Here is an 8,979-nt window from a genome sequence, read left to right as displayed (position 1 = left end):
ATTTAATAATAGATTTCAAATCTAAATTCGATGACAAAATTAAGCGTAAATATTAATAAAATAGCCACGTTACGAAATGCTCGTGGTGGAAATGTACCCAATTTATTGCAAGTTGCAACCGATATTCAAAAATTTGGCGGACAAGGAATCACCATTCATCCAAGACCAGACGAACGACACATTCGCTATCAAGATGCACGCGATTTAAAACCTATAGTTTATACCGAGTTTAATATCGAAGGAAATCCACAGCATAATTTTATTGATTTGGTTCTTGAGTGCAAACCAACGCAAGTGACTTTGGTTCCCGATGCTATCGGTGCAATTACTTCGTCAGCTGGTTGGGATACGATAAAACATCAATCGTATTTGACCGAAGTAATTCAGGAATTTCAACGAAACGGAATTAGAACTTCCATATTTGTAGATCCAGTTTTAGAAATGATTGAAGGCGCAAAAGCTACTGGAACAGAACGAATAGAATTGTACACCGAAGAATTTGCACACCAATATTCATTAGGAAACGAAAACGGAATTGATGCCTACACTAAATCGGCAATTTTAGCCAATGAATTAGGATTAGAAATTAACGCTGGGCACGATTTGAGTTTGGACAACATCAAATTTTTTAAAGATAATATTCCAAATTTACTAGAAGTTTCTATTGGTCACGCGTTAATATCGGAAGCTATTTATTTAGGATTGGATAATGTTGTTAATATGTACTTGCAAAAATTAAAATAATATGATGTTTTCAAGAATTGAAGGAACAGGAAAGCCATTGCTAATAATTCACGGATTTTTAGGAATGTCTGATAATTGGAAATCATACAGTTCATTATATGTTGCCGAAGGTTTTCAGGTTCACATTTTAGATTTGCGAAATCACGGTAAAAGTTTTCATTCCGACGAATTTAGTTACGACGTCATGTCTAATGATGTTTTAGAATATTGTAATTTTCACAAACTTGATAAGGTTTCTATCATAGGACATTCAATGGGCGGAAAAGTAGCAATGTTATTTGCAACAACTTATCCAGAACGAGTTGATAAATTGGTAGTTGCAGATATTGGTCCGAAATACTATGCGCCACATCATCAAGATATTTTTGCTGGATTAAATGCTATAGATTTTTCTACAAAACCAGATAGGACTTCTGTAGAAGAAACCTTGTATCCGTTTATTCCCGATTTTGGAACGCGTCAATTTATAATGAAAAATTTATATTGGATTGAGCCAGGACAACTCGCTTTTCGATTTAACCTGAAAGTTTTTAATGAAAATATTGAAGTTATTGGAACGAAATTACCAGAGGATGCGCTTTTTGACAAACCAACCTTATTCATCAGAGGCGGAAATTCAAAGTATATTTTAGATGCAGATTTGCCTGAAATAGAACAACATTTTCCTAATTATCAACTAGCAACAATTCCAAATGTTGGTCATTGGCTTCATGCCGAAAACCCTAAATTATTTTTTGAAGAAACGGCACGTTTTTTGAAATAATTGGCTAAATTTATAAATCTAAAAATAAATAAATGAAACTACTACTAAGAATTCTTATAACTGCTGCTTTGGTTATGGTTATTTCCTATTTTATGAAAGGAGTTGTTGTAGAACAATTTACTACAGCAATAATAGTTGCCATCGTTCTTGGGTTGCTTAATCTTTTTGTAAAACCTGTTTTGGTATTGTTAACATTGCCGGTAACTTTCTTTACTTTAGGATTATTTCTTTTAGTGATAAATGCCATGATCATTTTGCTTTGCGATCACTTTGTAGATGGTTTTGATGTAAGTTCGTTCTGGACGGCATTGTTCTTTAGTATCATTTTATCACTTTCACAATCATTGGTTTATCAGCTCACAGGCGAGGCAAAATAATACTTTAAAAATCAACAAAATAAAATTGGTTGGGTTGCAGAAATGTTATAATTTTGCAACCCAATTTTATTATGTAAATTATTATCAAAGATGGATATTAAAAGAGTTGCAATTGATGCAGTAAATGAAGTAATTGTACTTACCGTTCCTCACATGGATTACAAAGGTCAAGTAGCAAAAAGAATAAACGAAAAAATGCCATTGGCAACAGTAAAAGGATTCCGTAAAGGTCAAGTTCCTAAAGCCTTGGTAGAAAAACAATATGGTGCAGCAATAAAAGTTGAAGAAGTAAAAAAAGTAGTAGATTTAGCTCTTGAGCGTTTCCTACAATCAGAAAGAATCAACCTGCTTGGAACACCACTTCCTAAAGTAAACCCAGATTTTTCTTGGGATGCAGAAGAACTAACTTTTGAATACGAAATTGGTTTAGTGCCAAATTTTGAAATCGATCTTGATGCAAAAAGCGATGTTGTAAAATATCAAATCATTGCAGATGACACTATGTTAAACGCACAAATTGCAAGAATTCAAAAACAATATGGTGCAGTAGTTTCGCAAGATGTTGTTGCAGAAGGAAACGATGTTTCTGGAGTATTCGCTAACGAAGCTGCTGGAATCAACAACCGTGCAACTTTAGATTTAGAAGAACTTGCAGATCCAAAAGTAGCAAAATCATTCATCGGTAAAAAAGTAGGTGACGTAATCACATTAAAAACAGCTGGTTTATTCCATGATGTACACAAATTAATGGATGTTTTAGCAGTTTCTCACGATGTAGTTCATGACTTAGATGTAGAAGTTACTTTTACAATCGACGAAGTTATTGCTCACGATCCAGCAGAATTAAACCAAGAATTATTCGATAAATTGTTCGGACCAGGAAATGTAAATTCTGTTGAAGAGTTAAAAGCAAAAATCAAAGAAGACGCCGAAAAACATTTTGCAACTCAGGCAGAACAAAAATTAATGGCAGACGTTCAAGATTTCTTAATCGAAAACAATAAATTCGACTTGCCAAAAGAATTCTTAGTAAGATGGTTGCAAACTGTAGGTGACAAAAAATTATCTCCAGAAGAAGCAGAAGTAGAATATGCACGTTCAGAAAAAGGTTTACGTTTTCAATTAATCGAAGGTAAAGCTTTGGCTCAAAGCAATATCCAAGTAAATTTTGAAGATTTAAAATCATTCACATCAGTTGCAATTCGTCAACAAATGGCTCAATTCGGACAAGCAAATCCAACGGATGCCGAAGTAGAATCAATCGTAGCAAGAGTTCTTTCTAATCAAGACGAAGTAAAAAGATTGTCAGAGCAAGTTGTAGCCGACAAAATGTTGAAATTATTTGTAGAAAAAGCAAATCCAACAACTAAAGAAGTTACTTACGAGCAATTCGTTGCAGCAATGTACAACGAATAAATTTATAAAATAATTAGTATATTTGAGCGTCAGAAATGTTTATTTTTGACGCTCAATTTTTTTATTAGAAGCCAATCCAGCTATACGTTGCAAGTCCCGATGAAAAATCGGGAGCTTTCCACTACTATCTGGGCTAGGGCAACAGTGATGAATCAACAGACAGTTTGTCACCTAAAATAAAAGGTACGACCTTTGCAATAAAGAATAAAACAAGTTTAGTTCAACAACTTTAAACTGAAAAATATATAAACCTTTTAAACTACAATTTAAAATGAACTACGGAAAAGAATTTAAAAAATTCGCTACCAAAAAACACGGAGTGAATAGCATGTACTACGATAAAATAGTTGGTAGTATGACACCTTATATTATAGAAGAACGCCAATTAAATATTTCACAACTAGACGTTTTCTCTCGTTTAATGATGGATAGAATTATCTTTCTTGGAACAGGAGTTGACGATCATGTGGCTAATATCATACAAGCACAATTATTATTTTTAGAGTCAGTTGACGCTTCTAAAGATATTCAAATTTACATCAACTCTCCAGGCGGAAGCGTTTATGCAGGTTTAGGAATTTACGACACCATGCAATACATAAAACCAGACGTAGCAACGATTTGTACAGGAATGGCAGCATCAATGGGTGCGGTTTTACTTTGCGCTGGAGCTGCAGGAAAACGTTCGGCTTTACCACATTCTAGAGTAATGATTCACCAACCATCAGGCGGAGCACAAGGTGTTGCAACCGATATGGAAATCAACTTAAAAGAAATGTTGAAACTAAAAGACGAATTATACGAAATCATCTCTAAACACTCTGGACAATCTTTCGAGAAAGTACACAGAGATTCAGAACGTGATTATTGGATGATTGCTGACGAAGCAAAAGAATACGGAATGATTGATGAAGTTTTAAGAAGATAAATTCAGTTTTCAGTTTTCAGTCACAGTTTACAGTGATGTAACTGCGACTGAAAACTGTGACTGCTAACTATTAAAGATGGCAAAAGAAAAATTAGAATGTTCCTTCTGCGGAAGAAAAAAACCAGAAACCAATTTATTAATTGCTGGTATTGACGCACACATTTGCGACCGCTGTATTGAACAAGCACACGGAATTATTTTAGAAGAACTAAAAACCAATTCTAATGTGAAAATTGCTACCGATTTAATTTTGCGCAAGCCAAAAGAAATCAGAGCGTTTCTTGACGAATATGTTATTGGTCAAGATCAAACCAAAAAAGTAATGTCGGTTGCAGTGTACAATCACTACAAAAGATTAATGCAACAACAACACCATGAAGATGTAGAAATTGAAAAATCAAACATCATTATGGTTGGACAAACTGGAACCGGAAAAACATTAGTAGCTAAAACAATTGCACGAATGTTAGACGTTCCATTAGCAATTGTTGACGCAACAGTTTTAACAGAAGCTGGTTATGTAGGTGAAGATGTAGAAAGTATTTTAACACGATTACTACAAGCTGCCGATTATGATGTAACCAAGGCAGAACGCGGAATAGTATTCATAGACGAAATTGATAAAATTGCTCGTAAAAGCGATAATCCATCAATCACTCGTGACGTTTCGGGCGAAGGCGTACAACAAGCTTTACTAAAATTATTAGAAGGAACAGTTGTAAATGTGCCACCAAAAGGCGGAAGAAAACATCCAGACCAAAAATTCGTAGAAGTAAATACTCAGAATATTTTATTCATCGCTGGTGGTGCTTTTGACGGAATTGAAAGAATTATTTCGAAACGTTTAAATAGAACTGCCGTTGGATATTCTACTTCTAGAAATACCGATAATATTGATAAAGACAATTTGTTGCAATATATCATCCCAAAAGACATCAAAGATTTTGGATTAATTCCAGAAATTATTGGTCGTCTTCCTGTTTTAACACACATGGATCCTTTAGATAAAGAAACATTGCGTTCTATTCTAACCGAACCAAAAAATGCTTTAATCAAACAATACGAAAAGTTGTTTTTAATGGATGATGTAAAATTCACCATTACAAACGATGCATTAGATTATATTGTAGAAAAAGCATTAGAATACAAACTTGGAGCACGTGGATTACGTTCTTTATGCGAAGCCATTTTAACTGATGCTATGTATGAATTACCAAGTTCTAGCGAAACAGTTCTAGAAATTGATAAAGATTATGCCGAGCATACTTTAAATAAAAATTTATTGAAACGACTAGAAATTGCTTCATAAATAAAACTAAAAAATCCCGAGATAATCGGGATTTTTTTATGTCTAAAAGTTTCGTTTATTTTCCTAAACCGCCACCGCCACTTTGAATTTTTTCAGTTTCAATAGTTGTGTTCTCGTTTTGAAGTTTTAGATTTCCAAAGTTGTACGTTAACGATAATCTAAACATTCTTGTATCGTTTTTTTCAAAGAATTTGGTTTCTAAGTTAGTAGAAGAAACCAAAGCATTAATCTCATTCTGATTGAAAACATCAAATACATGAACGCCCAACTTCAACTTTTTATTCATAAAATCGCGGTTCAAAGAAATATCAAATTGCTGAATTGGTTTTGTTATTTTATAAATTTCCCATGTTCCGCTTGGTAAAATAAAATAAGTTAAACCACTTTTAATATCCCATGGCAACATAATTTGAGCTTGTGCTGCGTAATTCCAAACTGGTTTTGGGTCGAATGAAAAATTATATCCTTCCGTTAAATTCTTGATGTAATTGATGTTTAAAAAGATGTAATTCATCTTATCAATATTGTTCATTCGCTTTTTAAATTCCTCTTTTCCTTTAAAGAAATAATCCAACGGAATTGGGAAATTAGCATAAATACTCATCGTTTTAAATCGGTCAAACTGTTGGAACGTTTGTGTACTTACTAATTCTCCTGGCTCAGCATTTAATATAAATAAATTTTGATCTTTTGCCACAGTATAATTCGCTCCAAGCTGAATGAATTGCATCGCCGTAACTTTGAATTCATAATTATCAAAGAACGATGGATTCAATAATAAATTTCCAGTTGAGGAATTGTATTGATCAAAATTAGAACCATTCGGATCTAGAACTCCATAATTAGGTTGCGAGATTTTTCTAGAATACGAAGCACTAACATTTACATTATCATTCACTTCATACAAAGCACTAAAATTCGGAAATAAATTGGTGTTTTTAAAATCAATTTTAGTTGCTGTTCCGTCTACAACTCCAGTTCTGTTTACGTTAAAATCTTCAAATCGTAATCCAGCAGTAAAATTAAACTTCTTGATTTTCTTTCTCAATTCGGTGTAAAAAGCCAAATTGGTTTCTTTATAATCAAAGTCAATAATATCGGTTGTAGCCGAATTCAAATTGTACATTCCAGTATTATTTACTTTAATTGTATTGAATTTTCCTCCAGTACTCAACGACATTTTTAGTTTTTCAAACGGAATATTGAAGTCGTATTTCAAATAGTAATTTAAAAGTCCGAAGTCGTTTTTGAAATTATTAAAACTAGAAACATCGTCTTCAAGAGCATTCGATTTTACATCAGGATTTCTGTTGAAAATATTTGTAAAAGCAACAACATCAAGTGTTCTTCCGATAGTATCTAATTTAGTTTTGAATTGCAAACTAATTTCGTGGTTGTTCGCTTTGGTCTTTGTAATTCCATCAGAAAAATAATCTGATATTTCTGAACCACTCGTTTTTGCATCAAAAACATCTCTGTCGTTCGAATATGTTGTGTTGTAATTGAATAATATATTCGACTTTTCAGATAGTTTGTAATTCGTTCCTAAACGTGCATAGAAATTTCTATTGGTAGTAACTGTCAATCGCTGTTGATCAAGTTGTTTATCAGGATCGAATGAGGTAAAAGTCTGTCCGTTTTTCGAATTGTTTTCTCTGTCGATGTAATTATAACCAACCATAGTTTGCCAACTCAAGTTTTTTTCTTTTCCGTTTAATAAAATCTGCGGACTTGGTTTTTGGTATTTATTAAAGTTATAATTCATGTTGAAACTTGCGTTTATTCCTTTCAAACGTTTAGAACTTGTAACTAAATTAATAACCGAACCACTTGCATTGGCATCAAATGCTGCTCCTGGATTGTAAATTAATTCAACTTTTTCAATAGCATTTGCAGGAAGTGATGATAAGTAATTTTCTAAATCGCTTCCGCTTAAAGTACTTGGTGAACCGTCAATGTAAATGGCAACGCCTTTTCCGTTTAATGATAATCCGCCAGTTGGTGAAGCAATAACTCCTGGTAATTTTTTAACAGCATCATAAGCATTTCCAGTACTTAACATCGCGTTGTCTTTAATAGAAACGGTTGTTTTGTCTGATTCTACTTTGATGAGTTGTTTTTTGGTGGAGATTTTTACTTCATCAAGAATTTCTGCTTTTTTCTTGATCGAATCGTTCTCGGGTTTTGTTTCTTGGGCAAATACAGAATTTGCCACTAACAACGATAGTGTGAAAAATAATGATTTCATTGTAATTGATTTGATTGATGATTACAAGTAAGACTTGAAACGCCAAAAAATGTTACAAGGAATTTAAGATTTATTTTGCTTTTTTGTAGTTTACAATAAGAACGCCTCCAATAATTAAGGATGCTGCAATGATGATTCGGCTAGTAATTACTTCGTCAAGAATTAACCATCCTAAAAATAAAGCAACAACAACATTCACATAAGATAAAACCGAAACTTTGGTTGATGACATTTGCGTAATCAAATAACTATAAGCGACATAGCCAACAACAGAACCAAAAATAGCTAAATAAATCATGGCCACAACACTACGTAAACTCCAGTTTTCTGTCGAAATAGTTGGCGTTAGATAGAATTGGAAAAGCGTTAAAATAATTCCGGCAACAATCATTTGCAAACTTACGTTCATCAACATTGTCAGCGAATTTGCACTTCCATTTTTGGTGATTATTGTTCCGATAGACCACATTAAAACGGCTGTTAAAATTGCAAAAACACCTTGTCTGTATTCAGGATTTAGTAAATCGGAAAGACTGTTTTGGTAGATTAAGAAAATTCCAAACATGCCCAAAAATATTCCGATTGTGGTTTTAACCGAAAGTTTTTCATTGCCTAAAATTAGATTCAAAATCAAAACAAAAAATGGCGATAATGTTGAAATTAATGATGCTAAACCACTTGTAATGTACTTTTCAGAATAGGTTGTTAATCCGTTTGCCAAAACAATCATCATAACGGCAAGAATAAATACACGTAAAAACTGACGCGGATTTACCGATTCTAACTTTCGTTGAAACAATAAATAAAAGAAGATGATAAAACCAGAGATTAAATTACGAATTCCAGCAAGTAAAAAAGGAGGAATAGTCTCAATTCCGATTCGAATGCCTAAAAATGTGGTTCCCCAAAAGAAGGCAACACAAAATAAAGCTAAGTAAAGTTTAGTTTTCAAAAAAAAGTTGAGGTTTTACGAATTTCGGTATAAAGGTACTGAACTTTCTTTTTTAATAGAAGTTTCTACACAACGTTTTCCGTAGCATTTCATTCTTTTTGGTCCGCAGGAAAGTATGGATAGTGAGAGAAGGAATAGAATGGCAGTTTTTTTCATTTTTTATATTTTTTAATTCTGTTATTTCTTTCTTCAAACCATTTGTCATCAATAATTTGAAATGCGCCATAAGAACTATATTCACC

General features: G+C 33.0%; 8 protein-coding genes. 6 read left to right on the top strand and 2 right to left on the bottom strand.

The window, feature by feature from the left end:
• Positions 1-30: 30 nt before the first annotated feature.
• The 6 genes from DIU01_RS05965 (at position 31) to clpX (ending at position 5,537) form a co-directional block, all read left to right on the top strand.
• Positions 31-744 carry a pyridoxine 5'-phosphate synthase gene (locus DIU01_RS05965; RefSeq protein ID WP_290832476.1) on the top strand — a complete coding sequence of 238 codons (714 nt, stop codon included), beginning with the start codon at positions 31-33 and terminating at the stop codon, positions 742-744.
• A 1-nt stretch (position 745) separates the two neighbouring features.
• Positions 746-1,507 (top strand): alpha/beta fold hydrolase, encoded by a 762-nt coding sequence (locus tag DIU01_RS05960; protein WP_290832457.1) that lies wholly within the window; start codon positions 746-748, stop codon positions 1,505-1,507.
• A 32-nt stretch (positions 1,508-1,539) separates the two neighbouring features.
• Positions 1,540-1,884 (top strand): phage holin family protein, encoded by a 345-nt coding sequence (locus tag DIU01_RS05955; protein WP_290832455.1) that lies wholly within the window; start codon positions 1,540-1,542, stop codon positions 1,882-1,884.
• A gap of 90 nt (positions 1,885-1,974) precedes the next feature.
• Positions 1,975-3,300 (top strand): trigger factor, encoded by a 1,326-nt coding sequence (locus DIU01_RS05950; protein ID WP_290832453.1) that lies wholly within the window; start codon positions 1,975-1,977, stop codon positions 3,298-3,300.
• 271 nt (positions 3,301-3,571) lie between these two features.
• Positions 3,572-4,228, top strand: a complete 657-nt coding sequence (gene clpP / locus DIU01_RS05945) for an ATP-dependent Clp endopeptidase proteolytic subunit ClpP (protein WP_290832452.1) — start codon at positions 3,572-3,574, stop codon at positions 4,226-4,228.
• A gap of 76 nt (positions 4,229-4,304) precedes the next feature.
• Positions 4,305-5,537, top strand: coding sequence for an ATP-dependent Clp protease ATP-binding subunit ClpX (gene clpX, locus DIU01_RS05940; RefSeq protein ID WP_035123228.1), 1,233 nt, complete (start codon positions 4,305-4,307; stop codon positions 5,535-5,537).
• A 55-nt stretch (positions 5,538-5,592) separates the two neighbouring features.
• Here clpX and DIU01_RS05935 read toward each other — a convergent pair whose 3' ends face one another.
• Positions 5,593-7,785, bottom strand: coding sequence for an outer membrane beta-barrel family protein (locus DIU01_RS05935; RefSeq protein ID WP_290832448.1), 2,193 nt, complete (start codon positions 7,783-7,785; stop codon positions 5,593-5,595).
• Between the two features lie 70 nt (positions 7,786-7,855).
• Positions 7,856-8,737 (bottom strand): EamA family transporter, encoded by an 882-nt coding sequence (locus tag DIU01_RS05930; RefSeq protein WP_290832446.1) that lies wholly within the window; start codon positions 8,735-8,737, stop codon positions 7,856-7,858.
• Positions 8,738-8,979: the final 242 nt, after the last annotated feature.

Origin of the sequence: Flavobacterium sp., assembly GCF_003525665.1 — a bacterium.
GTDB lineage: Bacteria > Bacteroidota > Bacteroidia > Flavobacteriales > Flavobacteriaceae > Flavobacterium.
The sequence above is the reverse complement of the archived record's forward strand: the minus strand, read 5'-3'. Positions and strand labels throughout refer to the sequence as shown.